This window comes from Tsukamurella paurometabola DSM 20162 (assembly GCF_000092225.1).
In the GTDB taxonomy this organism is placed as follows: Bacteria; Actinomycetota; Actinomycetes; order Mycobacteriales; family Mycobacteriaceae; genus Tsukamurella; species Tsukamurella paurometabola.
In genome coordinates, this window is sequence record NC_014158.1 from 3,771,308 (window position 1) to 3,793,857 (window position 22,550).

Here is a 22,550-nt window from a genome sequence, read left to right on the forward strand (position 1 = left end):
TGCGCGGCTGACACCACGCTAACACCGAGTGCTAACTCTTGCAAGCAGTTTGTTAGCACGATGATTGCAATCAGAACAACAACTGGGTGATGGTGTAGATCAGAAGGCCGGCGATGGAGCCGACCACTGTGCCGTTGATGCGGATGAACTGCAGATCGCGGCCCACCTGGAGCTCGATCTTCTCCGAGGCCTCGTCGACGTCCCAGCGCGCGACGGTATCGGTGATGATCGAGGTGATCTGACCGGCGTAATTGGCGACCAGGTGACGCACGGAGCGGTCCACCCAGTAGTCGGCCTTGCCACGCAGCGACGGATCGTCGCGCAACCGCACGCCGAACCGGGCGGCCGATTCGCTGAACTTCGAGCGCAGGGTCGAATCCGGGTCCTCCACCGAGGCCTCGATCATGCGCTTAGCCGCGCGCCACGCCGCCTGCGCCGCGGTGCGCACCTCCTCACGGCCCATCAGCTCGGCCTTGACGTCCTCCACCTTGGCGATGGTGCGCGGATCGTGCTGCAGGTCGGAGGCGAAGTCCCACAGGAAGGTGCTCATCGCGTGCCGCACCTCATGATCGGGGTCGCTGCGCACCTTCCAGGTGAACTCGACGAGCTCGCGATAGATGCGCTCGCCCAGCAGCGAGTTGACGAACTTGGGCGACCACTGCGGACCGTCGGTATCGACGATCTTGTCGATCACGCCCTGGCTGCCCAGGGCCCAGTGATGCGCGCGCTCGGCGAGCAGATTGATCAGCGGCAGGTGACGTTGCTCCTGCAGCAGCGTCTCGACGAGCCGCCCGATCGGCGGTCCCCACTCGGGTTCGGCGAGCCGCTTGATGATGGTGCTGTTGAGCACCGCTTCGACGTCCTCATCGCGGAGCACCTCGCTCATCACCTTGACCAGCTTCGCGGCCTCGGCGCCGAGCTTCTGCGAATTGTCCGGGTCGGCCATCCAGTTCGCGACCCGGTCGGTGAGCTCGAGCGAGCCCACCTTTTCCGCGATCACATCCGGGGTCAGGAAGTTCTGCTCGACGAAGCCGCCGAGCGCGTCGCCCAGCTGGTCCTTCTTGCGTTTGATGATGGCGGTGTGCGGAATCGGCAGGCCGAGCGGATGCCGGAACAGGGCGGTGACCGCGAACCAGTCGGCGAAGCCGCCCACCATGCCCGCCTCGGCGGCCGCCTTCACATAGCCGACCCAGGGGCCGGCGATCGGCAGATCCGAGCCGTAGGTGTCGAGGTACTCGCAGAACAGATAGATCACTGCCGCGCCCAGCAGGAAGCCGAGCGCGACCGCCTTCATCTTGCGCAGGTCCCGCCGCTTCGCCTCGTCCGGAGTGCCGAACGGGCTCGACGCGGGTTTCGTCGCCCCAGGTGCCACCGTCACGAGTCGATCTTGCCCGAAACTTAGGCGTGGGGGGCGTCAAGGGTGCCGCTAGTGTTGTGGAATGGCGAAGAACGAGGGCTGGCAGACATCCGCGTCGGAGGCCCTGCGCTGGCGCGCGGGATCGCAGGTCACCGAGATCGACACGAGCGGCAAGCCCGGGTTCGACGGTGACAAAGCGCTCGGCGAGAAGTTGCTGTCCGAGCGCGGTGAACGACTCTCCGAACTGCAGGAACTGCTCTACGCGAACGGTCGCTCGGGCGATCACCGCTCGATCCTGCTGGTGCTGCAGGGCATGGACACCGCCGGCAAGGGCGGCATCGTGCGGCACGTCATCGGGATGGTCGATCCGCAGGGGGTCAAGGCCGCCTCGTTCGGTAAGCCGACCGAGGAGGAACTCGCACACGACTTCCTCTGGCGCATCCACAAGCAGACGCCGCAGGGCGGCCAGATCGGCGTGTTCGACCGCTCGCATTACGAGGACGTCCTGGTGGTCCGCGTGCACGATCTCGTGCCGCCGTCCGTCTGGGAGCCGCGCTACGACATCATCAACGACTTCGAGGCGGACCTGATCGCAGCGGGCACCACCATCGTCAAGTGCGCCATGTTCGTCTCGCTCGACGAGCAGAAGCAGCGGCTCGCGGAGCGGCTCGACCGGCCCGACAAGTACTGGAAGTACAACCCCGCGGATATCGATGAGCGCGGCTACTGGCCCAGGTACCAGGAGGCCTACCAGGCCATGTTGGACCGCACCAATACCGACGGTGCGCCGTGGAACATCATCCCGGCCGACCGGAAATGGTTCTCCCGCTTGGCCATCACCGAGCTGCTCATCGAGGCGCTGGAGAAGCTGAACCTGGATTGGCCGCCGGCCGACTTCGATGTGGAAGCGGAGAAGGCGCGGCTGGCGAAGGCCTGAGCCCCGCGCCGCCGCGCCTTCTCGATCCTGGAAACCGCTACGCGGCCATACGTTCGGCTCGTCGCTCGGTGGACCAGAATTCCTCGGCGAGCACCTGGACCACCAGGGCCACGGCGCTCCACACCACCACCGCCAGCGGGGTGGCGCCGAAGTGCACCGCGACCAGGCCCGCGGCGAGCAGCAGGAGAGTCACCGCGATGGTGACCGCCCGCTTACCGTCGAATCCCGTGAGATACGCGTCCATCACGGCGATTCCGAGCACGGCGAGCCCCACCGGAAGGACCACCGCGGAGGCCACCACGAGGTTGCTCACGTGCGCCTCGCGAGACACACCGAGAGCCTCGACGTGCAGCCCTGCACCCACCGCGGCCACCGCCATGAAGATCACGATGTGGCCGTAGCCCCACGGGAAGCACTTGTTCTTGTTGGCCGCGAGCGCGTGCGCGACCGGGATGGAGAAGTAGATCCACCACAGACACAGGTTCAGCGCCAGTGCGGCGATCCCGAAGACCGCGACATCGAAGCTCCAGTTCTGCGCCTTGACCAGCGCCTGCATCGCCACCACGGTGCCGACCACACCCTCACCGAGGGTGATGATGGTCAGCAGACCGTACCGCTCGGCGATGTGATGCGGGTTCCACGGCGTGCGCTGCTTGCGCTCGGCGATCCACGGACCGCCGAGTTCGACCACGTAGAGCACCAGCCCGACAACGATCAACTGTCCGAACGTCAGTGGTGCGAGCGCCGAGATGATCCAGCCGATCTGCGCGATGACGATGGCCACGATGTACGTGATCGCGGCCTGCCGGTACTGCGGGGACTGGATCGCAACGCGGGCCCACTGCGCGAGCAGCGCGATGCGCATGATCACGTACCCGAGCACGATGACGCCGTTATCGGGCGTGACCCCGGCCGTCACGGACTGGAAGAACGGGGCCACACCGAGACCGAGGACGCAGATGCCCAGCATCTGCAGCATCGTCACCACGCGGAAGAGCCAGTCGTCGGTGTCGAACGCCGACGCCATCCAGGTGAAGTTGATCCATGCCCAGATCGCCGCGAAGGCGCAGAACCCGAAGCCTAAGAAGGCGGTCAGGTAGTGCGCCTCCGCGACGGCGTCGGCCAGTTGGACGCCGGCCAGGGAGAAGACCACCACGAAGGTGAGGTCGAAGAACAGCTCCAGCGTGGTAGCGGTGCGCCCCTCCTCATCGGGGTCGCGGCCCGTCATCCGGGTCAGGCGGTGGCGCAGCGCCGACGGTGCGTGACCTTCAGTCACCTTCGTGCCTCCTTCATGGGCGACGATAAGACGCCCAATCGTAAAGCGACGACGCCGATCAGCGCGTGGTGTAGCCGCCGTTCGCGAAGAGCGTCTGTCCGGTGATCCAGTGGCCACCCGGGGTGACCAGCAGATCGATGATCGGCGCGATGTCATCGATCAGGGTGAGCCGGTTGCCCATGCCCTGCGACTTGTGGAACTCGACGCGCTCGGGAGTCTCCTGACCGTAGAAGAACGGGGTGTCCATGGGGCCGGGCGCGATGGCGTTGACGTTGATCCCGCGCACGCCGTACTCCTTGGCGGCCGCGCGGTTGAAGTGCTCGACCGGCGACTTACCGCCCGCGTAGGTGGAGTAGCCGTCGGTGAAGGCACCGAGCAGTGCGGTCACCACGGTGACCAGCGAGCCGTTGTCGTTGAGCGTGCGGCCCGCCTCCTTGATGAAGAAGTAGGCGGCCTTGGCGTTGATGTCGAACATCGAATCATACTCGGCCTCAGTCGTTTCCAAGATCGGCTTACGCAGCACCTTACCCGCGGTGTTGACCGCGATATCGATCCCGCCGAAGGCTTGCTTGGCTGCGTCGAAGAGCTCGGTGACCTTGGCCGGCTTGGTGAGATCGCCCTGGAACAGCAGCGCCTTGCCGCCGGCGGCCTCGACCGCTGCGGCGGTCTCGCGCGCTTCGGCCTCCGACGACGCGCTGTTGTAGTGCACGGCGACGTTCGCGCCGAGGTCGGCGAGATGCCGGCTGACCAGGCCACCGAGATTCTTGCCGCCGCCGGCGACGACTGCGGACTTGCCCGTGAGGATGCTCATAGTGCTTTCTCCCTGTTCATCGGTTTCGTCGAAAGTCTTGCGATTCCAACCGTAGGCGCGGGCTAAACAAACAACAATCGAGACTTCTTGGATAATTCACAATAGGAGGTTGTGCAAGGATGACAGTATGCCCGCCGCAGATAGCGTCCCCGACCTCCGCCGGCTGGAGCAGTTCGTGGCCGCGATGGAGGAACCGTCCCTGTCGACCGCGGCCGCCAGGCTCCACCTTAGCCAGCAGGCGCTGTCGGCGGCGCTGAAACAACTCGAACGCGAACTCGGCGTGGAGTTGTTCGTGCGCTCGGGTCGGCGCCTCTCGCCCACCGCGGCCGCTCGCACCCTGTACGACGGTGCGCCGACCCTTCTCGCGGGCGCTCGCCAGCTCGCGCTCACCGCGCGCAAGGCGAGTGCCGCGGCCCCGCCACCGTTCGTGGTCGGGCGCAGCCCCGCGGTCACCGCACAGGAGGCGTACGCACTCCTGGAACCCCTGATCGCCCATCCGGATTCACCGTCGATCACCGTGCGCGAACTGTTCCCCTCCGCGATGGCGCGGGAGTTGCAGCAGGGCACTGTCGACCTGGTGGTCCGACGCGGCGCGACCATCCCGGATGAGTTGGCAGGGGCCACGCTCACCTACCACGCACTGCGCATCGCGCTCCATCGCGATCATCCACTGGCGCAGCGGAATTCATTCGAACTGGCAGATCTCGCCGATTCGGCGATCACGGTATGGGCACCGCAACACGCGTCGTCGTATACCGATTTTCTCGCAGCGCAATGCCGCCGAGCCGGATTCGAACCCGATTTGGTGGTCAATCGGGTGCAGGGAACCCCACCCGTCACCGCGGTGTTGACCCAACCGCGGGCCGTCGCCTTCGTGACCGACCCGGTCGGCGAACAATTCGACGGACAGGTCCTCGTCCGTGATCTGAGCGATGCGCCGAAGGTACCGCTGCAGGCACTGTGGCTGCCGTACACCCGGAATCGGCTGCGGTCCGCACTGCTCGCCGCCTATCCGGACTGAGCCACCCCGGTCACGAACTGGCCCTGCCCACTGAGGGTCTGCTGCACATCGGCGAGCCCCTCCTCGCGCAGCCAGCCGGTGATCTCGTCGCGGCCGAACCATCGAAACCCGGTTGCCCTCTCGGCAGATGCCCCGAACACCGAGGTCAGTGGGGTCTGCAGGGAGGTGAACAGGGCCACTCGCCCACCCGGCGCGGTGACGCGCACGATCTCCCGGACCGCGATCCGCGGTGCGGGAATCAGGTACAGCGCGGCCAGGCAGACGACGGTGTCGAAGGTCCCGTCTGCAAACGGCAGGTCGAGGGCGCTACCGCGAACGTAGGCGACCCGATCGGCGGAGTTATCGCGCACCGCGCGCCGCAGCATCGGCTCGGACACATCGAGGCCGACGGCGACACCGTCGCCGGTGAGCCTGCGGCCCAGCGGACGCGTGTACAGGCCGGGGCCGCACGCCACGTCGAGGATGCGGCGGTCTCCGCCGGAGCCGAGTTCGTCGAGCAGCACGTCCTGCCGGCTCAGTGTTCCCGTGCCGCCGAGACTGAACAGTCGGGTGAAGGCCGGACGCCAAGCCTTTTCGTACACCGCCGCGACCGCCGGCGCATTCATCAGCACGTGACTGAGTCCGGTGGGCCGCTCCACGTCGGGTCCGAGCACGTCGAGGTAACCGTGCACGCGCCGCGGTGCACGGCGCAGGCGACCACGGTCGAGCATCGATTCCACCTGGTCGAGCACCCCTGCGTTCATGGCGCCGAGGCTAGTCCACTACCGGCGCGCCCGGGCGAGCTCCGCCTCGATGTCGCGCTCGAGAAGGTGGGCGCTGATCGCAGCGGCGGCAACCGAACCCGCACCGGCCGCCACGATCACCTGTGCCATCGGGTTGACCACGTTGCCCGCGGCCCACGTTCCGGGCAGCACCCGGCCCATCGGATCGACCGGCACGAAACCGTTCTCACCGCGCTCGGCTCCCAGCTGCAGGAGCAGTCCGTCCTGCGGCACGAACCGCGGCGCGACGAAGACGGCCTCGCGCTCGATCTGAGTGCCGTCGGCGAGTCGGACGGCGCGGAGCCGGTCGTCAGCGATCACGTCGTGCACCGTGCCGTCGACGATGCGCACCCCGCGGGCCTCGATCTTCTCGCGGTCGTCGGCGGTGATGTCGAGTCCGTTGGTGAAGAAGATCAGGTCGCGCGACCACTGCGGGATCATCAGCGCCTGGTGCACCGACATCGCGGCGTTCTCGCCACCGAGTACGGCGAGCGGCCGATCGCGCACCTCGTAGCCGTGGCAGAAGGGGCAGTGAATGGCGTCGCGGCCGAACCGCTCGGCGACGCCGGGGATGTCGGGCAGCACGTCGGTGAGGCCGGTCGCCACCAGCAGAGTGCGGGCGCGCAGCACCTCGTCGCCGACGATCACCTCGATCAGATCGCCATCGCGGCGCACGGCGGTCGCGACGCCGGACAGGATGCGCACGCCGTACGCCTGCGCCTCGCGGCGGCCGATCGCCAGGAGCTCGGCGGGATCGAGGCCGTCGTGGCCGAGGTAGCCGTGCATGTGCTCGGCCGGGGCGTTGCGGGGCGCGCCCGCGTCGACGACGGTGACGGCCCGTCGCGCCCGGCCGAGGACCTGCGCGGCCGTGAGCCCGGCCGCCCCGCCGCCGACGATAACGGTGTCCAGGATCTGCGTTTCGTTCATGGATCCACCGTGCTCCACCAACGACCGAACCGGCAAGTTTCCTTGCCGGTTCGGCAACACCCCGAGGGGACTACCTACTTCCTACTTCGCGGGGTACTCGTAAATGCCGCGACCCGACTTCTTGCCGACGTAGCCGGCTTCCACCAGGCGCAGCAGCAGCGGCGGGGCGGCGTAGGTGGGCTCCTTGTACTCGGCGTACATCGCGTCGGCGATGAACTTCACCGTGTCCAGGCCGACGAGGTCGGCCAGTTTGAGCGGGCCCATCGGGTGGGCGCAGCCGAGCATCATGCCCTTGTCGATGTCTTCGGCGGTCGCGAAGCCCGACTCGTACATGCGGATCGCCGAGAGCAGGTACGGCACGAGCAGCGCGTTGACGATGAACCCGGAGCGGTCCGTCGCGCGGACGACCTGCTTGCCCAGCACCTCGGACGCGAACTGCTCGGCGCGAGCGGCCGCGGTCTCCGACGTCGACAGCGAGCTGATCACCTCGACCAAGGGCAGCACGGGCACCGGGTTGAAGAAGTGCAGGCCCAGCACGCGGCCGGGGTTCTTCGTAGCAGTGGCGATCCGCTGGATCGGCAGCGAGCTGGTGTTGGACGCGAGCACGGCGTCGGGGTCGGTGACGACCTCGTCGAGCGTGCCGAAGATCTCCGCCTTGACGGCCTCGTTCTCGACGATCGCCTCGACCACCAGCTGGCGGTCGGCGAAATCGGTGAGGTCGGTGGTGAACGTCAGCCGCTCAGCGGCCTGGTCGCGCTCGCGCTCAGTGATCTTGCCGCTGGACACGGCGCGGTCCAACGACTTGAGGATGCGGGCGCGACCGCCGGCAGCCAGCTCTTCGGTGGCCTCCCAGACCAGCACATCGGCACCCGCGCGGGCGGACACCTCGGCGATGCCGCCGCCCATCTGGCCCGCGCCGACGACGCCGACGCGCGAAACAGTCTCAGTCATAAGAATTCCCATGTCTTCAAAAAGTGCGTGGTGATACGACTTCGGGGGCGGCCCTGGTTGGGACCGCCCCCGAAGTCGGTAGTTCAATCGTGGCGACTCGAGGAGTCACCGCGCCAATTCCTTAGTGGAACTGGCCCTCCTCGGTCGAACCCTTGAGCGCGGTGGTCGAGCTCTCCGGGTCGACGGTGGTGGCGATGCGGTCGAAGTAGCCGGCGCCGACCTCACGCTGGTGCTTGGTGGCGGTGTAGCCACGGGCCTCCGAAGCGAACTCGCGCTCCTGCAGCTCGACGTAGGCCGACATCTGGTTACGGGCGTAGCCGTAGGCCAGGTCGAACATCGAGTAGTTGAGGGCGTGGAAGCCGGCCAGGGTGATGAACTGGAACTTGAAGCCCATGGCGCCCAGCTCGTTCTGGAACTTCGCGATGGTCGCGTCGTCCAGGTGCTGCTTCCAGTTGAAGGACGGCGAGCAGTTGTAGGCCAGAAGCTGGTCCGGGAACTCGGCCTTGACCGACTCGGCGAACTTCTTGGCGAGCTCGAGATCGGGGGTGCCGGTCTCCATCCAGATCAGGTCGGCGTACGGGGCGTAGGCCTTGGCGCGAGCGATGCAGGGCTCGATGCCGTTCTTGACGTTGTAGAAGCCCTCGGCGGTGCGCTCACCGGTGACGAAGGGCTTGTCGCGGTCGTCCACGTCCGAGGTGATCAGGGTGGCGGCCTCGGCGTCGGTACGTGCGATGACCACGGTGGGGGTGTTCGCGACGTCGGCGGCCAGGCGGGCCGAGCTCAGGGTGCGGATGTGCTGCTGGGTCGGGATGAGCACCTTGCCACCGAGGTGGCCGCACTTCTTCTCCGAGGCGAGCTGATCCTCCCAGTGGGTACCGGCGGCACCCGCGGCGATCATGGCCTTCTGCAGCTCGTACACGTTGAGGGCGCCACCGAAGCCGGCCTCACCGTCGGCGACGATCGGGACGAGCCAGTTGTCGATCGAGGTGTCACCCTCGACGCGGGAGATCTCGTCGGCGCGCAGCAGCGCGTTGTTGATGCGACGCACCACGGCGGGAACCGAGTTGGCCGGGTACAGCGACTGGTCGGGGTAGGTGTGGCCCGAGAGGTTCGCATCGCCGGCGACCTGCCAGCCGGAGAGGTAGATGGCCTTGAGGCCGGCGCGCACCTGCTGCACGGCCATGTTGCCGGTGAGGGCACCCAGGGCGTTGATGTAGCTGTCGTCGCCCTTGGTCACGCCCTCCCAGAGGATCTCCGCGCCACGCTTCGCGAGGGTGTGCTCCTCGACGACGGAGCCCTGGAGCTCCGCGACCTGCTCGGCGGTGTAGTCACGCGTGATGCCCTTCCAGCGCGGGTTGGTATCCCAATCCTGCTGGATCTCGGCGGCGGTCCTGGGCTGTCCGACGGTGCTCATTGGCTCCCCGTTCTCAAAGTTGCGTCAGTGATCGAAAGGCAGCCGGTGCCCCGAGGGATGGAGCGCGGCGATTCGGGCATGTCGCTAACCCGATTCGCTCGTCCGGCGTAACGCCTTCACACACTGTGCCACACCTAAAGCTGCAGGCCAAGACGGTCGTCGATGCCAAATCAAGCCATGAAATCAGGGAGAAGTTGCGAATCTTGCGAAGACGCCCCGGCGGGGCTCGTCGAAAAAGTACGCGCGTACTGGGAGTTTGTCGCCGACGGCCGCCGAGGGGATCCGCGACCCAGGGCTACCGTTCGGTAGCCGTCGAGCGCCGCCGCCGGGTCGCCCCAGTGATGCACATCACTGCGAAGACGCCTCGGAACCGGACGAACCCACCGGTAGCTGGGCGTCCACCGCTAAAATTCGCCGCATGTCCAAGACCTTCGTCGGTGCCCGGCTCCGCGGTCTGCGCAAGGAGCGCGGATTGTCGCAGGCGTCGCTGGCCGAGGCCCTGGAGATCTCTCCGTCGTACTTGAACCAGATCGAGCACGACGTGCGACCGCTCAGCGTGCCGGTGCTGCTCAAGATCACCGACGTCTTCGGCGTGGACACCAGCTTCTTCAATTCGCAGGACCAGACCCGGCTCATCGCCGAGCTGCGTGAGGTCACGATGGATGTGGACGCTCCGACCAGCACCGAGGAACTGTCCGACCTCGCCCGGGACCACCCCGGCTTCGCCCGCGCCATGGTCGCGTTGCACCGCCGCTACCTCGGTGCCGCCGACCAACTGGCCCAGGTCACCGACGGCCGCAACGATCCCGGCGCGCGCGGCGCGATCCCCAACCCGCACGAGGAGGTGCGCGACTTCTTCTACCAGCAGCAGAACTACTTCCACGACCTCGACACCGCCGCCGAGGAGCTCACCGCCCGGATGCGGATGCACAGCTCGGATGTGCGCACCGAGATCGTCACCCGTCTCGAGGCCGTGCACAACGTCTCCATCCGACGCCGCGTCGACCTGGGCGAGACGGTGCTGCACCGGTACGACCCGCGCACCCGGGTGCTGGAGATCAACCTGCACCTGTCCCCCGGGCAGCAGGTCTTCAAGATGGCGGCCGAGCTCGCGTTCCTGGAGTGCGGACGCGAGATCGACGCCCTGATCGACGGTGCCGGGTTCGGCTCCGACGAGGCGCGCAGCCTCGCGCGACTGGGGCTCGCGAACTATTACGCCGCCGCGGTCGTCCTGCCGTACACCCAGTTCCATGGCGCCGCCGAGGAGTTCCAGTACGACATCGAGCGACTCTCCGCGTTCTTCTCGGTGAGCTACGAGACCATCGCGCATCGGCTGTCCACCTTGCAGCGCCCGAACCTGCGCGGGGTGCCGCTGTCGTTCGTCCGCGTCGACCGCGCCGGGAACATGAGCAAGAGGCAGAGCTCCACGGGCTTTCACTTCTCGGCATCCGGCGGAACCTGCCCGCTGTGGAACGTCTACGAAACGTTCGCCTGGCCGGGCAAGATCATCACCCAGATCGTGGAGATGCCCGACGGGCGCAACTACCTGTGGGTGGCGCGCACCGTCGAGCGGAGGGCGGCGCGGTACGGACAGCCCGGCAAGACCTTCGCGATCGGCATCGGCTGCGAACTGCGGCATGCACACCGGCTGGTGTATGCCCGTGGTCTCGACCTCTCCGATGCCAACGCCACCCCGATCGGCGCCGGTTGCCGGGTGTGCGAGCGCGCCGGCTGCTCGCAACGCGCCTTCCCCGCCATCGGTAAAGCACTCGATATCGACGAGCACCGCTCGACGGTGAGCCCCTACCTGGTCAAGTAGCGTCGAATCATGACGCGTGTGACTCCCGGCGGTCTCCGCCAGCTCGGCCCGATCAATTACGCCATCAGCAGGATCGGTGCGAAGGTGATCCGCGCCGACGACATGCACTTGTTCTCCACTCTCGGCCGCAGCCGCCGGGTGTTCCTCGGCTGGCTCGGCTACTCCGGGATGCTGATGCCGTTCGGTGCGCTGAGGCGCTCGGAATCGGAGACGGTGATCGTGCGCGTCGCCTACCTGCGCGACAGCGATTACGAGCTGGGCCATCACCGCCGGATCGGCGCGCAGGCCGGTCTCACCGACACCCAGTTCGAGCGGATCTTCGACGGCACGGGATGGGACGACAAGAGTGCCGCGCTGCTGGCCGCCGTGACCGAGCTGGTCGAGACCAAGGCCGTGACCGACGACACGTGGGCGCGCCTGTCCGAGTTCTACACCGACCGCAAGCTCGTCGAGATCGTGCTGTTGGCCACCAATTACGACGGCCTCGCCACCACCATCGACGTCCTCGGCATCACTCCGGAGCGCTGATCATGCGAGTACACAAGGTGATCACGAACATCCCGGTGAGCGATATCGATTCCGCGCGTGGGTTTTACGCCGATTTCCTCGGCCTGTCCGACGAGGAGTTCAACCTCGGCTGGGTGGCCCGGTTCTCCTCCCCCGACCACGCCGCGAGCGTGCAGCTGGTGACCGGAGACAAGACCGCGCAGGCCGATTCGGCGATCTCGGTGATGACCGACGACGTCGACGCCGCGTATTCCGAAGCACTGCAAGCGGGGTATGAGATCGTGCACCCGCTCACCAGCGAGGAGTGGGGACCGCGCCGGTTCTTCGTCCGCGCCCCCGACGGCACCGTGGTCAACGTCGTCGGCCACCACTGACCTGACGAACTACCGCGCGGCCAGGTAGTCCGGTCGCCGCGACCGCGCGGCGAACGGCTCCTCCAGCGCATTGGACACCGCATTGAACACCACGAACAGGTTCGACCGCGGGAAGGGCGAGATGTTTCCGGCGGAGGCGTGCAGGCAGTTGCAGTCGAAGTACAGGGCACTGCCCGCGCCGCCGGTCACCTGGGTGATGCCGTACTGCTGCGCCATCGCGGCGATATCGCTCTCCTCCGGGGTACCGAAGGGCGGCCGGTAGGACTTGAGCGATTCGCGGTGGTAGTCGCCCGGTGTCTCGCCCACACAGGGCACGAACCGGCGGTGTGAGCCGGGCAGGATCATCAGCGGCCCGTTGAACCGGGTGTTCGGAGTGAGCGCCAGTGAGACGCTCACCGCCCGCGGGGTGGGCATGCCGTCCTCGGCGTGCCAGGTCTCGAAATCGCTGTGCCAGTAAAACGGTCCTCCCGCGAAGCCGGGTTTGAGGTTCACCCGGCTCTGGTGCACGTAGACATCGTCGCCGAGGAGTTGCCGGGCGACTCCGGCCACGTCGTCGCGCGCGATGATCCGCGCGATCTCGGTGCTCAGCGTGTGCACGGAGAAGATCGAGCGCACATCACCGTTGGAGCTCTCCCGGATCAGGCGTTCGTCGTCACCGAGTTCGGTGGCCAGGCGGTCGATCTCGGATCGCACCTGCGCGAGGTCCGGAGTGTCGAGCACATCCTCCACGGTGCGGTAACCGTTGTCGCCGAAGAAGTTCACGGCCTCGTCGTCCCACGGCCCGTCGCGTCCGGGCCAGACCACCGGGTCGGGCCGATCCATGACGGCGCCGGCCTCGGGCAGCCGCGTGGGGTAGCGGTCGGTCAATGTCGCAGAACTGTTCATCGATACCTTCCGTCCGGCAGTGCGTGTGCACTGCATGCCTTCGCGGCGCAGACGGATTCACGGTGACCGATGCCCCTTCCTGACCCGGCGCCGTGGATTCCGCCACGCCGCGCCCACGACGATGCCAGGGGGCACCGCCGGCTGTCCAACAACGCCGGTCAGTCCCACCAGAAGTGCCAGTGGGTCCACTCCGTGAGGCCCTCGCGGTATTCGTCGGGCTCGAGTCCCTGCTCGATGTTGTCGGGGCAGAAGGCGTAATGCTCCGAGACCAACGCCTGCAGCTGGGCGGCCGATTCGGGCCGCCGCCCCACCTGCACGAGCAGCGTGTCGAAGCCGATCCCCACGAGTACCGCGCCGAACCGCTCCTCCCACGACCGCAGCACCGCGGCGAGATCGGCACCGGCGTAGTCGATGTTCGTCGCACCCCACCAGCCGAGCGCCTCCGGGGCGTCAGCCGGCCGGACCACGGGGACCAGAATCAACCCGCCGTCGGCTCCGGTCGCGAGTTCCCCAGCCACCGGGTCGGGGCCGGGCTGCGCCGGCGCCAGGCCGGTGACGCGAGGCACCGACAGCTGGGTATCCGGGTACTCCGCGGCGAACTCCGCGTCGCCGCGGGTGAGCACCGTCAGCGCGTCCTGCGGGATGGCACCGTCGGCGGTCTTGCCGTCGAGCTCACCGTCGAACCAGGGACGAGCGAGGTCGTTGTCGTCGAGCCCGTTGGCGCGCAGCGGCCACAGCCCGGTCTGCTCGAAGACCGCGGCCAGATCGCGGATCAGCTCGTCGATCTCGTCGGTGGGCAGGAGCTCGTCGCTGATCCAGGCGACGGGGCCGCCGTCGCCTTCCTCCGCGGTGACGATCCGGCCGGGCGGCAGCGTGATCCCGGCGAGCTCGCGGGCATCGGCGGCGGGCAGTTTCCCGGGCGTGGCGTGGAACATCGGTCTCCTCCTGCGATGACTGACGCGTGGCTGTACGGGAACGGCCCGGCACCGTCGAACTCGGTGCCGGGCCGCCGTGGAACGGATGCTCCTAGAGGTTGATCATGTGGCCGGCGAGGCCGTGGATCGACTCCTGCAGCGCCTCCGACAGCGTCGGGTGCGTGTGCACGTTGCGGGCCAGCTCGTTGACGGTGAGGTCCCACTTCTGCGCGAGGGTCAGCTCGGGCAGCAGCTCGGAGACGTCGGGGCCGATGAGGTGACCGCCGAGCAGCTCGCCGTACTTGGCGTCGGAGACCAGCTTCACGAAGCCGACGGCGTCGCCGAGGCCCTGCGCCTTGCCGTTCGCCGAGTACGGGAACGTCGCGGTCTTGACGTCGTAGCCCTCGTCCTTGGCCTGCTGCTCGGTGAGGCCGAACGAGGCGACCTGCGGCTGGCAGAAGGTGGCGCGCGGCATCATGCGGTAGTCGCCCAGGGTTTGGGTCTCCGCGCCGGCGATGGTCTCCGCCGCCACGACGCCCTGCGCCTCGGCGACGTGCGCCAGCTGCAGCTTGGCGGTGACGTCGCCGATCGCGTACACGCCGGGCACATTGGTGCGCATGTAGTCGTCGATGGCGATGGCGCCGCGCTCGGTCAGCGCCACGCCCGTCTTCTCCAGGCCGAAGCCCTCGACGCGCGGCGCGAAGCCGATCGACATGAGCACCTTGGAGACGGTGATCTCGCCCGGCCCCTTGGGACCGGTGTACTTCACGACCACCTGCGAGCCCTGGTCGTCGACCGACTCGACCTTGGTGGAGGTGAGGATGTTCACGCCCAGCTTCTTGTACTGCTTGGCGATCTCCTTGGAGACATCGGCGTCCTCGTTGGGCAGCGCGCGATCGAGGAACTCGATGATGGTGACGTCCACGCCGTAGTTCTTCAGCACGTACGCGAACTCCATGCCGATGGCGCCGGCGCCCACGATGGCGATCGACTCGGGCAGGTCGCGGGTGAGGATCTGCTCCTCGTAGGTGACCACGTTGTCCGAGAGTGTGACGCCCGGGAGCAGGCGCACCGTCGAACCGGTGTCGATGATGATGTTGTCGCCCGTCACCGTCTGATCGCCGACCTGGATGGTCTTGGCGTCGACGAAGGTGCCGTAGCCGTTGATCTCGGTGATCTTGTTCTTCTTCATCAGGAAGTGAACGCCCTTGACGATCCCCTCCGACACCTTGCGGCTGCGGTCGAACGCCGCCCCGAAGTCGAACGAGACATCGCCGGAGATGCCGAACAGCTGCGCCTTATGCGTGAAGGTATGCGCCAGCTCGGCGTTCTTCAGAAGCGCCTTCGACGGGATGCAGCCCACGTTCAGGCACACACCGCCCCAGTACTTCTCCTCGATGACCGCGACCTTCTGCCCGAGTTGGGCTGCGCGGATTGCGGCGACGTAGCCTCCTGGGCCGGCGCCGAGAACAACAGTGTCAAAGTGATCAGCCACGGAATTCAGCCTAGTCCTAGTGTGGAGATCATGGACCCGTACCTCTGGCTCGAAGAAGTGGAATCCGACACGTCGCTGGATTGGGCGCGCGAACGCAATGCCGATTCGGCGGCGCGGCTGGCCGGGGAGCGGTTCGAGACGATCGAGTCCGAAGTGCTCGCGATCCTCGATTCGGATGAGCGGATCCCGTCGGTGCGCCGGCGCGGCGAGTGGCTGTGGAACTACTGGATCGATGGGGAGCACCCGTACGGCCTGTGGCGGCGCACCACGCTGGAGTCCTATCGCACCGATTCTCCCGAGTGGGACGTGGTGATCGACCTGGACGCCCTGCGCGAGCAGGACGGCGAGAACTGGGTCTGGGGCGGCGCCGCCGTGTTGCGCGGCGAGTCGCCCGACGGTGCGCCCTGGGACCGCGCGCTGGTGTCGCGCTCGCGCGGCGGTGCCGACGCGACCGTGGTGCGGGAGTTCTCCATCTCGCGCCGCGAGTTCCTCGATCCCGACGCCGGCGGCTTCGCCCTGGACGAGGCGAAGAGCCGGATCTCCTGGATCGACGCCGACAGCGTGTACGTGGGCACCGACTTCGGGCCGGGTTCGCTCACCGACTCCGGCTACCCGCGGGTGGTGAAGCGGTGGCACCGTGGCACGCCGCTGTCCGAGGCGGTCACCGTCTACGAGGGCGCGGAGTCCGATGTCTCCGTGGGCGCCGTGTACGACGACACCCCGGGCTACGAGCGGCACTTCGTGGGTCGCAGCACCGATTTCTACAACCACGAGGAGTACCTGCTCGATCCGGGATCGGGTGCGTTGGAGCTGATCGACGTGCCCACCGACGCCGAGGCCGATGTGCATCACGACCTCCTCCTGGTGTCGCCGAAGTCGCCGTGGCAGCTGCCGTCGGGGACGGTCGACCCGGGCGCTCTGGTGGCCTTCGACTTCGATGCGTACCGGGCGGGCGGGCGCACGTTCACCACGATCTTCGCCCCGGACGCGCACACCAGCCTGCAGGGCTACGCCTGGACGAAGTCGTACCTGCTGCTGGCGACGCTGCACGATGTGCGCTCGGAGTTGCGCACGCTCGACCCGAAGGATTGGTCCGAGGTGACCACGGCCGGGCTGCCTCCGCTGGCCGAGATCGGCGTCGCCGGAACCGATCCACGGGAATCCGACGAGGTATTCCTCTCCGCGAGCTCGTTCACCCTGCCGCCCAGCCTGCTGTACGGCGAGGCCGGCGGCACCGTCGAACCGCTCAAGTCCACGCCCGCGATGTACGACGCCGACGGTGTGGTGGCCGAGCAATTCTTCGCCACCAGCGCCGACGGGACACAGATCCCCTATTTCGTGGTGCGCAAGCCGGCGAACGGCCCGCAACCCACCCTGTTGTACGGCTACGGCGGATTCGAGATCTCCTTGACGCCGGGCTATTTCGCGGGTGCCGGCCGCACCTGGATCGAACGCGGCGGGGTGTACGTGCGGGCGAACATCCGCGGCGGCGGCGAGTACGGGCCCACCTGGCACACCTCGGCGCTCAAGGAGAACCGGATGCGCTGCTACGAGGACTTCTCGGCGGTGGCCCGGGACCTGGTGGAGCGCGGTATCACCACCCGCGATCAGCTCGGCGCGATGGGCGGCAGCAACGGCGGCCTGCTCATGGGCGTGATGTACACGATGTACCCGGAGTTGTTCGGCGCCATCGTCTGCCAGGTGCCGCTGCTCGATATGAAGCGGTTCCATCTGTTGCTGGCGGGAGCATCGTGGATGGCCGAGTACGGCGATCCCGACGATCCCGAGCAGTGGAAGTACATCAGCGAGTACTCGCCGTACCAGAACCTGCCCGACGACGCGGCCGGGTACCGGCCCGCGCTGCTGGTCACCACGTCGACCCGCGACGATCGCGTGCATCCCGGGCACGCCCGTAAGTTCATCGCGGCGCTGCGCGAGCGCGGGATCGACGTGAACTACTACGAGAACATCGAGGGCGGCCACGGCGGCGCGGCCGATAACAAGCAGGCGGCGTTCATGGCGGCCCTGGCCTACGAATTCCTGTGGAAGGAGCTGTCATGATCGCAGCGTTCTCGATCAGCCCGATGGGCGGCGAGGAGGGGCCGGACGGCGGTGTGGCGGAGGCGGTCGCCGAGGCCGTCGCGATCGTCCGCGCCTCCGGCCTGCCGAACGAGACCAACGCCATGTTCACCAACATCGAGGGCGAGTGGGACGAGGTGATGGCCGTGATCAAGGCCTGCGTCGACCGGCTCGCCGAAACCGCGCCGCGGGTCTCGCTGGTGATCAAGGCCGATGTCCGCCCCGGCTATACCGACCAGCTCGCCGCGAAGGTCGAGCGGGTCGAACATCACCTGCGCTGAAACCTGGCCTCGATGCCGAGCGGCTCGTCGAGGGCGAAGCGGCCGGGTCCGGCGCCTGCGAGGGCGAGCAGCACCAGTAACAGCAGCCACTCCGGGCTGTAGAAGAACTGGCTGAGGAATCCGGTGGGCGTGGTCGACGCGCCCATCACCGTCGGCCACACCGAGTAGAAGATGGCACCCGCCATCGTGATCGCGAGTCCCGCGGCGGCGATGCGAGCGAGCAGCCCCAGCACGAGGAGCGCGCCGAGGATCAGCTCGGCCCAGGCGGTGACGGTGGACGCGAGGTCCGGTTCCGGTATTCCCCAGGCCGCGAAGTCGGCGGCGAACTTCTTCGGGTTCGCGGCCTTGCCCCAGCCGCTGATGAAGAACATCACCCCGACACTCGCCCGCGCCACGAGCAGCCACAGATCCCTGGCAGTAGTCACCCCACCGACCGTACTGTGCTCCTTCCGCCTTCCTGCGGAGGTTTCCTCCTCGTGCGGGAGTTACAACCCCGGGTGGAGTGAGAAACCTCCGCGGGAGCGAATGGATCGACCTGGTTCACGCAGCGCCGCCGTGTCATACTGTGGCGCATGTTGCTCAGGAGGCGGAAGTTTCTTATGGGGTTGGCGGGAGCTCTGCCGACCCTCGTCGCGCTGTCATCGCTGAGCGTTCCGCACGCCGCTGCGGCCGAGGCCGATAGCGCGCTGCGCGATGCCGCGGTGGCGGGCGTGCCCGAGACGCAGGAGGTGATCACCGTGGCCGCACCGTCGCTGCGCTCGACCGACGTCCAGGTCTCCGCCTGGGCGAGACTGGAGCAGGGCTGGACCCGAGTCTTCGGACCCGTACCCGGCAAAGTCGGGCAGCAGGGCATCGGCGAGGGCGCCGATGGTGTGCCGCGCACCCCGTTCGGCGTCTTCCGTCTCGATCTCGCATTCGGCCGGCAGGACAACCCCGGGACCGCCCTGCCGTACACCAAGGTGACGAATCAGCACTGGTGGGACGGGAACGTCGACTCCCCCACCTACGACCGGATGGTGGTGCAGCCGCAGAGCCCCGGCCCGGAGAGTGAGAACCTCTACGACATCGGTCCCGTGTACGACTACGCCGTCCACTTCGACAACAACCCCGCGCACACACCGGGCAAGGGTGGCGCGATGTTCCTGCACGTGAGCGACGGCCAGCCCACACTCGGATGCGTGGCGATCAGCCGCGAGGGGATGATCTCGCTGCTCACGTGGCTCTCCCCCGCCTTCAATCCCGTTCTCGTCACCGGTCTCGCGAACTGATCCCGGGAGGCTCGACCGACCTAGGCGAGGGCGCGGATCCAGCGGTCGAGAACGGGAACCACCTTATCGGGCTCGACGATCCATTGATTGTGGCCGAGCCGGTCCGGAATACGCTCGTGCGTCACCGATTCGGCGGGGAACTTCTCCCCGACGTACCGCGACTGCCGGTCGCTGACCAGTTCGTCACCGGCGACGGCCAGGGTGAGTACCGGCGTGCGGGTTCCGGCCAGCCGGGCCTCGTAGTCCACGTCGGCGCCGTCCACATTGAAGTCTCCGGTCTGCACCAGGTGGTCGAAATCGCGGACGATGCCCTTGGGCACCTCCCCCAGACCGTCGGGGCCCGACCAGTGCCCCCGCCGGGCCGCCGCGCGCGCCGCCACCGAGGTGCCGATCCGGCGCGCCGCTCCGGACAGTCCGTCGAGTTTGTAATATCCCGTACCGCAGGCGATCAGGATGACCCCGGCCAGATTGCGCCGAGCGCGGGCCGCGTACATCGTGCCCATCAGGCCGCCAAGGCTGTGCCCCAGCAGGATTCGCTTGGCATCCGGAAACTTCTGTTTGACCAACGCGGACACCGCCGGGTAGTCCTCGACCACCACATCCTGGAAGCCGTGCGCACCGGTGGCACCACGAGGACGCGAATCACCTTGCCCGCGTAACTCGGAGACCACCGCGTTGTAGCCGGCATCGACCAGCGCCCGACCCAGATCGTCGAAGTATCCGGCCGGCACGTTCACCCCCGGCCAGATCATCAGGCACGGCGCCGCCGGATCCGGCCCCCGGAAGATCCGGACGGGATTCGTGGCGCCGTCCCGGTACGTGAGCGTGGCGACCGTGGGCCGCCGGGCCGGCGAGGTCACCAGTCCCGCCGAGCGGCGCGGCGATCCGCGATCGCGCCGAGTCCACCGAACACCAGGCCCACGGCGGCCAGCGCGCCGCCCACCGCGGCCTCGGTCAGGATCCAGGGGCGCATGCTGCGGTCGATCTGGGCTATCGCCGCATCGAAGACGGCCGGGCTCAGCGCGCCCGCACCGCTCTGTCCGGACAGGTACGACGGTGCCGCCACCCCCAGCAGCCAGGTGACGCCGGCCGCGACGGCGATACCGAGGCCCAGGTAGAAGATGAGGAACCCGCGGCGGTGCGCCGCGAGCAGCGCGAGCAGTCCGGCGACCACGGCGATCAGTGGCGCGATCCATGCGGCCTGCCGCACGGTATCGGCGACGGACGCGTACCGTCCGGCCCGGAACAGGTCACGGTTCGCGCCGGTCCCGGACAGGTCGATGGTCACCTTCTCGGGCACCGCGACCTTGACGCCGTTGGCGGCCGCAACGTCCCGGATCATCGGCGCCAAGTCGATCTCCGCCGTGGTCGCGCCGCTCATCCGCTGATCCGCGGTCGGTTCGACCAACAGCCAGGAATGGACCTGCCCCACGGCCTGGGTGAACGCACCGGGGAACTGCGGGCTGCGGGTGTACGCGGTGACGTACGGGGTGATCGAGTCCAGCGGCGGCCGGGCATCGCCCTGTTCGGTGAGGAGCCGTTGCACCTGCTCGGAGATCTCCTGCGCCATCGCGTCCTGCACCGCACGGTCGCGACCGAGCGGCTCCATCAGCGCCGTGAACCGGTCGCGGTCGAGAACCTCGCGCTTGGCCCAGTTCGCGGGCACCGCGACGAAGGTGGCAAGGATCGCCACCAGCACCAGCAGGAAGGCCGTGAAGGAACGCACGGATGCCAACGTACTGGACGAGCTCGCCGCGACCGCGGATCAGTCGCTGATCAGGTCCTTGCCGCGGCCGACGATCAGTGGATCGGTGGGCCCGACCACATCGTGGTCCTTGTTGTCGTACTCGAACTTGTTGAGGATGTAGCGCATCGCGTTGAGCCGAGCACGCTTCTTATCGTTGCTCTTGACCACGGTCCACGGCGCGTGATCGGTGTCGGTGGCGCTGAACACCTCCTCCTTAGCGGCGGTGTAGTCGTCCCACTTGTCGAGCGAGGCCAGGTCCATCGGCGAGAGTTTCCACTGCCGCACCGGGTCGATCTGACGGATCGCGAAACGGGTGCGCTGTTCGAGCTGGGTCACCGAGAACCAGAACTTGGTGAGGTCGATGCCGTCCTCGATCAGCATCCGCTCGAACAGGGGAACCTGATGCTCCCAGCGCTCATGCTGTTCATCGCTGCAGAAACCCATCACCCGCTCGACCCCGCCGCGGTTGTACCAGGACCGGTCGAACAGAACGATCTCGCCGTTCGTCGGGAAGTGGTCGATGTACCGCTGGAAATACCACTCGCCCGCCTCGCGGTCGGTGGGCTTGACCAGCGCCACCACCCGCGCGCCACGGGGATTCATGTGCTCCATGAAGCGCTTGATGGTGCCGCCCTTGCCGGCGGCGTCGCGCCCCTCGAAGACGATCACCAGACGCTGACCGGTGTCCTTGACCCACCGCTGCAACTTGAGCAGCTCGATCTGCAGCAGCCGCTTCTCCCGCTCGTAGTCGGAGCGGCGCATCCGTTCGCCGTACGGGTAGCCCTCGCGCCAGGTGTCCACCACGTGCCGCTCCGGCGTCAGCAGCACCGGATCGTCGTCATCGTCGTCGTTGACGGTGAAGCCGTCGGTAGCCCGCAGATCCACGATCTTCTGCAGCGCCTCGCGGCCGCTCACGGCACTCAAATCGATACCCACGGGCAGATCCAGATCCATCACGCGCGGAAGGCTACGGTCGGCGTCCGTCGGACGAGTGAACACCGCGTGAACGCGAGACGTTCCCGGTGGCGAGTACCGAGTAAAGTGGATCTGATGTCGACCACCACCGGATCCCGCCGCCGCGCCGAGCACCTCGGCCCGGAGCGCCGCCGTCCCCAGGTGCTGGACGCCGCGCTGGAGATCGCCGCCCGCGACGGCCTCGCCGCGGTGACCATCGGCACCGTCGCCGATCGACTGCAGGTGACCCGGCCGGTGATCTACTCCTGTTTCCCGGACCGGGTCGCGCTCATCACCGAGCTGCTCGACCGCGAGACCGAGAAGATGATGGCCTATGTGCTCACCTCGCTGCACAACGCGCACGGCGAAGACCCGGAGCGGGCCTTCATCATCGGCGTGCAAGGCCTGTTGGCGGCCGTGAACGAGCGCGCCGACACCTGGCAGTTGCTGTTCTCCGGGATCACCGATCCCGAGGTGGTGCACCGCGTGCAGGGCGCGCGGGCCACGCTCGCGAAACAGGCCGAGGATTGGATCCGCCCGGCCCTGATCCGCTGGTGGGACATGCAGGATCTGGACCAGAAGCTGCCGATGCTGATGGAGCTGTTCGTCTCCGCGTGCGAAGCGGCGGTGCGCACCATGCTGGCGGACCGTCCCGACGACGCCGGGCCGCAGTGGCGCGGCGATTCGGACCGGATCGGTGAGTTCTACGGCTCCGCGATCTACCGCGCCTTCCACGGCGCGTGAATCCCGTCCCGGCGCACCTTCTCCCGGC

23 protein-coding genes are annotated in these 22,550 nt (G+C 67.6%); 9 read left to right on the forward strand and 14 right to left on the reverse strand.

Annotation, left to right across the window (positions count from 1 at the left end):
* Positions 1–70 precede the first annotated feature (70 nt).
* Positions 71–1,378, reverse strand: a complete 1,308-nt coding sequence (locus tag TPAU_RS18305) for a DUF445 domain-containing protein (protein ID WP_013128234.1) — start codon at positions 1,376–1,378, stop codon at positions 71–73.
* 61 nt (positions 1,379–1,439) lie between these two features.
* Between TPAU_RS18305 and TPAU_RS18310 the strand changes: the two genes are divergently transcribed.
* Complete coding sequence (locus tag TPAU_RS18310; protein ID WP_013128235.1) at positions 1,440–2,294, forward strand: polyphosphate kinase 2 family protein; 855 nt, start codon at positions 1,440–1,442, stop codon at positions 2,292–2,294.
* Positions 2,295–2,331: 37 nt separating this feature from the next.
* Here the strand turns inward: TPAU_RS18310 and TPAU_RS18315 are convergent, their stop codons facing one another.
* Positions 2,332–3,570, reverse strand: a complete 1,239-nt coding sequence (locus TPAU_RS18315) for a low temperature requirement protein A (RefSeq protein ID WP_013128236.1) — start codon at positions 3,568–3,570, stop codon at positions 2,332–2,334.
* A 58-nt stretch (positions 3,571–3,628) separates the two neighbouring features.
* Complete coding sequence (locus TPAU_RS18320) at positions 3,629–4,381, reverse strand: SDR family oxidoreductase (RefSeq protein ID WP_013128237.1); 753 nt, start codon at positions 4,379–4,381, stop codon at positions 3,629–3,631.
* Between the two features lie 127 nt (positions 4,382–4,508).
* Between TPAU_RS18320 and TPAU_RS18325 the strand changes: the two genes are divergently transcribed.
* Positions 4,509–5,402, forward strand: coding sequence for a LysR family transcriptional regulator (locus tag TPAU_RS18325; RefSeq protein WP_013128238.1), 894 nt, complete (start codon positions 4,509–4,511; stop codon positions 5,400–5,402).
* Here TPAU_RS18325 and TPAU_RS18330 read toward each other — a convergent pair.
* The 4 genes from TPAU_RS18330 to aceA all read right to left on the reverse strand — a co-directional run bounded on the left by TPAU_RS18330 (position 5,390) and on the right by aceA (position 9,455).
* The gene (locus tag TPAU_RS18330; RefSeq protein WP_013128239.1) at positions 5,390–6,145 is read right to left on the reverse strand and encodes a class I SAM-dependent methyltransferase; all 756 of its coding nucleotides are present in this window, start codon (positions 6,143–6,145) and stop codon (positions 5,390–5,392) included. The two genes, TPAU_RS18325 and TPAU_RS18330, sit on opposite strands and share 13 nt — an antisense overlap.
* 18 nt (positions 6,146–6,163) lie before the next feature.
* Positions 6,164–7,090: an NAD(P)/FAD-dependent oxidoreductase gene (locus tag TPAU_RS18335; protein WP_013128240.1), complete on the reverse strand. Its 927-nt coding sequence runs from the start codon at positions 7,088–7,090 to the stop codon at positions 6,164–6,166.
* An 81-nt stretch (positions 7,091–7,171) separates the two neighbouring features.
* Positions 7,172–8,041 (reverse strand): 3-hydroxybutyryl-CoA dehydrogenase, encoded by an 870-nt coding sequence (locus tag TPAU_RS18340; RefSeq protein WP_013128241.1) that lies wholly within the window; start codon positions 8,039–8,041, stop codon positions 7,172–7,174.
* 121 nt (positions 8,042–8,162) lie between these two features.
* Positions 8,163–9,455, reverse strand: coding sequence for an isocitrate lyase (gene aceA, locus TPAU_RS18345; protein ID WP_013128242.1), 1,293 nt, complete (start codon positions 9,453–9,455; stop codon positions 8,163–8,165).
* Between the two features lie 418 nt (positions 9,456–9,873).
* On the opposite strand from aceA, the gene ramB reads away from it, so the two are divergent.
* The 3 genes from ramB to TPAU_RS18360 are packed head-to-tail and all read left to right on the forward strand — an operon-like array spanning position 9,874 to position 12,155.
* Positions 9,874–11,274, forward strand: a complete 1,401-nt coding sequence (gene ramB / locus TPAU_RS18350) for an acetate metabolism transcriptional regulator RamB (protein ID WP_013128243.1) — start codon at positions 9,874–9,876, stop codon at positions 11,272–11,274.
* 9 nt (positions 11,275–11,283) lie between these two features.
* Complete coding sequence (locus tag TPAU_RS18355) at positions 11,284–11,802, forward strand: carboxymuconolactone decarboxylase family protein (protein WP_013128244.1); 519 nt, start codon at positions 11,284–11,286, stop codon at positions 11,800–11,802.
* A 2-nt stretch (positions 11,803–11,804) separates the two neighbouring features.
* Positions 11,805–12,155 carry a VOC family protein gene (locus TPAU_RS18360; RefSeq protein ID WP_013128245.1) on the forward strand — a complete coding sequence of 117 codons (351 nt, stop codon included), beginning with the start codon at positions 11,805–11,807 and terminating at the stop codon, positions 12,153–12,155.
* A 9-nt stretch (positions 12,156–12,164) separates the two neighbouring features.
* Here the strand turns inward: TPAU_RS18360 and thpD are convergent, their stop codons facing one another.
* The 3 genes from thpD to lpdA form a co-directional block, all read right to left on the reverse strand.
* Positions 12,165–13,040 (reverse strand): ectoine hydroxylase, encoded by an 876-nt coding sequence (gene thpD / locus TPAU_RS18365; protein WP_013128246.1) that lies wholly within the window; start codon positions 13,038–13,040, stop codon positions 12,165–12,167.
* A 158-nt stretch (positions 13,041–13,198) separates the two neighbouring features.
* A complete protein-coding gene (locus TPAU_RS18370; protein WP_013128247.1) occupies positions 13,199–13,975 on the reverse strand; it encodes a DUF4253 domain-containing protein in 777 nt (258 codons plus the stop codon).
* A gap of 91 nt (positions 13,976–14,066) precedes the next feature.
* The gene (lpdA, locus tag TPAU_RS18375) at positions 14,067–15,449 is read right to left on the reverse strand and encodes a dihydrolipoyl dehydrogenase (protein WP_013128248.1); all 1,383 of its coding nucleotides are present in this window, start codon (positions 15,447–15,449) and stop codon (positions 14,067–14,069) included.
* On the opposite strand from lpdA, the gene TPAU_RS18380 reads away from it, so the two are divergent.
* Positions 15,438–17,510: a prolyl oligopeptidase family serine peptidase gene (locus tag TPAU_RS18380; RefSeq protein ID WP_281054793.1), complete on the forward strand. Its 2,073-nt coding sequence runs from the start codon at positions 15,438–15,440 to the stop codon at positions 17,508–17,510. The genes lpdA and TPAU_RS18380 overlap by 12 nt on opposite strands.
* Positions 17,507–17,809, forward strand: a complete 303-nt coding sequence (locus TPAU_RS18385; RefSeq protein ID WP_013128250.1) for a thiamine-binding protein — start codon at positions 17,507–17,509, stop codon at positions 17,807–17,809. Before TPAU_RS18380 ends, TPAU_RS18385 begins: the two co-directional genes overlap by 4 nt.
* On the opposite strand, the gene TPAU_RS18390 is transcribed toward TPAU_RS18385, so the two are convergent.
* Positions 17,797–18,234: a DoxX family protein gene (locus tag TPAU_RS18390; RefSeq protein WP_013128251.1), complete on the reverse strand. Its 438-nt coding sequence runs from the start codon at positions 18,232–18,234 to the stop codon at positions 17,797–17,799. The genes TPAU_RS18385 and TPAU_RS18390 overlap by 13 nt on opposite strands.
* 174 nt (positions 18,235–18,408) lie before the next feature.
* Between TPAU_RS18390 and TPAU_RS18395 the strand changes: the two genes are divergently transcribed.
* Positions 18,409–19,077, forward strand: coding sequence for a L,D-transpeptidase family protein (locus TPAU_RS18395; RefSeq protein ID WP_013128252.1), 669 nt, complete (start codon positions 18,409–18,411; stop codon positions 19,075–19,077).
* Between the two features lie 20 nt (positions 19,078–19,097).
* On the opposite strand, the gene TPAU_RS18400 is transcribed toward TPAU_RS18395, so the two are convergent.
* The 3 genes from TPAU_RS18400 to ppk2 are packed head-to-tail and all read right to left on the reverse strand — an operon-like array spanning position 19,098 to position 21,778.
* Positions 19,098–19,937 (reverse strand): alpha/beta fold hydrolase, encoded by an 840-nt coding sequence (locus TPAU_RS18400; RefSeq protein WP_013128253.1) that lies wholly within the window; start codon positions 19,935–19,937, stop codon positions 19,098–19,100.
* A complete protein-coding gene (locus tag TPAU_RS23250) occupies positions 19,934–20,803 on the reverse strand; it encodes a hypothetical protein (protein ID WP_013128254.1) in 870 nt (289 codons plus the stop codon). The genes TPAU_RS18400 and TPAU_RS23250 overlap by 4 nt, the downstream gene beginning before the upstream one ends.
* Before the next feature lie 39 nt (positions 20,804–20,842).
* A complete protein-coding gene (gene ppk2, locus TPAU_RS18410; protein ID WP_013128255.1) occupies positions 20,843–21,778 on the reverse strand; it encodes a polyphosphate kinase 2 in 936 nt (311 codons plus the stop codon).
* A gap of 96 nt (positions 21,779–21,874) precedes the next feature.
* On the opposite strand from ppk2, the gene TPAU_RS18415 reads away from it, so the two are divergent.
* Positions 21,875–22,522 (forward strand): TetR/AcrR family transcriptional regulator, encoded by a 648-nt coding sequence (locus TPAU_RS18415; RefSeq protein ID WP_013128256.1) that lies wholly within the window; start codon positions 21,875–21,877, stop codon positions 22,520–22,522.
* Positions 22,523–22,550 lie beyond the last annotated feature (28 nt).

Coding starts and splice junctions, on each gene's coding strand:
- TPAU_RS18310 (WP_013128235.1), top strand. CDS start 1,440: ATGGCGAAGAACGAGGGCTGGCAGACATCCGCGTCGGAGGCCCTGCGC.
- TPAU_RS18320 (WP_013128237.1), bottom strand. CDS start 4,381: ATGAGCATCCTCACGGGCAAGTCCGCAGTCGTCGCCGGCGGCGGCAAG.
- TPAU_RS18325 (WP_013128238.1), top strand. CDS start 4,509: ATGCCCGCCGCAGATAGCGTCCCCGACCTCCGCCGGCTGGAGCAGTTC.
- TPAU_RS18330 (WP_013128239.1), bottom strand. CDS start 6,145: ATGAACGCAGGGGTGCTCGACCAGGTGGAATCGATGCTCGACCGTGGT.
- TPAU_RS18335 (WP_013128240.1), bottom strand. CDS start 7,090: ATGAACGAAACGCAGATCCTGGACACCGTTATCGTCGGCGGCGGGGCG.
- TPAU_RS18340 (WP_013128241.1), bottom strand. CDS start 8,041: ATGACTGAGACTGTTTCGCGCGTCGGCGTCGTCGGCGCGGGCCAGATG.
- aceA (WP_013128242.1), bottom strand. CDS start 9,455: ATGAGCACCGTCGGACAGCCCAGGACCGCCGCCGAGATCCAGCAGGAT.
- ramB (WP_013128243.1), top strand. CDS start 9,874: ATGTCCAAGACCTTCGTCGGTGCCCGGCTCCGCGGTCTGCGCAAGGAG.
- TPAU_RS18355 (WP_013128244.1), top strand. CDS start 11,284: ATGACGCGTGTGACTCCCGGCGGTCTCCGCCAGCTCGGCCCGATCAAT.
- TPAU_RS18360 (WP_013128245.1), top strand. CDS start 11,805: ATGCGAGTACACAAGGTGATCACGAACATCCCGGTGAGCGATATCGAT.
- thpD (WP_013128246.1), bottom strand. CDS start 13,040: ATGAACAGTTCTGCGACATTGACCGACCGCTACCCCACGCGGCTGCCC.
- TPAU_RS18370 (WP_013128247.1), bottom strand. CDS start 13,975: ATGTTCCACGCCACGCCCGGGAAACTGCCCGCCGCCGATGCCCGCGAG.
- TPAU_RS18385 (WP_013128250.1), top strand. CDS start 17,507: ATGATCGCAGCGTTCTCGATCAGCCCGATGGGCGGCGAGGAGGGGCCG.
- TPAU_RS18395 (WP_013128252.1), top strand. CDS start 18,409: ATGGGGTTGGCGGGAGCTCTGCCGACCCTCGTCGCGCTGTCATCGCTG.
- ppk2 (WP_013128255.1), bottom strand. CDS start 21,778: ATGGATCTGGATCTGCCCGTGGGTATCGATTTGAGTGCCGTGAGCGGC.
- TPAU_RS18415 (WP_013128256.1), top strand. CDS start 21,875: ATGTCGACCACCACCGGATCCCGCCGCCGCGCCGAGCACCTCGGCCCG.